Annotated in this window: 1 protein-coding gene; it reads left to right on the forward strand. The window is 58.7% G+C overall.

The window, feature by feature from the left end; all coding sequences use genetic code 11:
- Window positions 1–711: radical SAM protein (locus tag L692_RS0101545; RefSeq protein WP_025696567.1), on the forward strand; the 711-nt coding region annotated here is incomplete at its 5' end.
- Window positions 712–825: the final 114 nt, after the last annotated feature.

The following is an 825-nucleotide window of genomic DNA, read 5'->3' on the forward strand; positions in this document are numbered from 1 at the left end:
CGTCTCGCCGACCTGCTCTGGGAGCTGGACAAGGTGGATGGACTGGAGCGCGTGCGCATCAGCTCGATTGAAGCGAGCCAGATTGACGGCAAGCTGCTGGATGTGCTGAACCGTTCGTCCAAAATGTGCCGCCATCTCCACATTCCGCTTCAGGCCGGACATAACGAAGTGCTGAAACGGATGCGCCGGAAGTATACGACCGAAGAGTATTTTGCCAAAATGCAGCTGATTCGCCAGGCGATGCCGGATGTCGCCATTACGACCGACGTCATCGTGGGCTTTCCCGGCGAGACGGACGAGATGTACCGCGCGGGTTATGATTTCATGAAGGCGGTCAATTATTCGGAAATGCATGTATTTCCTTATTCGAAGCGCACAGGCACGCCCGCGGCCCGCATGGAGGATCAGGTGGACGAGGAGATCAAGAATGTCCGCGTGCAGCAACTGATCGACTTGTCCGAGGACATGCAGCTGGCCTATGCCCGGAGATTCGTCGGACAGACGGTTGAGGTGATTGTGGAGAGATCCGCAAAAGGAGCGCCCCGCCGGGATGTCCAGCACGGCTTCAGCGACAATTACCTGCAGGTGTTCTTTGAAGGAGCCGATGAGCTGCAGGGCCGGCTCTGCCAGGTGAAGCTTGCCGAAGCGGGCGTCAACGAATGCAAGGGCGAGCTGGTTAGTGTGGCCGGGGAAGCCTTGCGCCAGGTTTAGTTGACCGAAGGAACGGCCGGGACTTAAGGGAAGCCCGCAAGGCAAGGGCGTTTCGCCAGCGGCGGCGGTAAAATGAAAGGCGGCCTGCGTTATTGCAGCCGCCTTTCCAGCCTT

The organism is Paenibacillus forsythiae T98, from assembly GCF_000520735.1.
GTDB lineage: Bacteria > Bacillota > Bacilli > Paenibacillales > Paenibacillaceae > Paenibacillus_AQ > Paenibacillus_AQ forsythiae.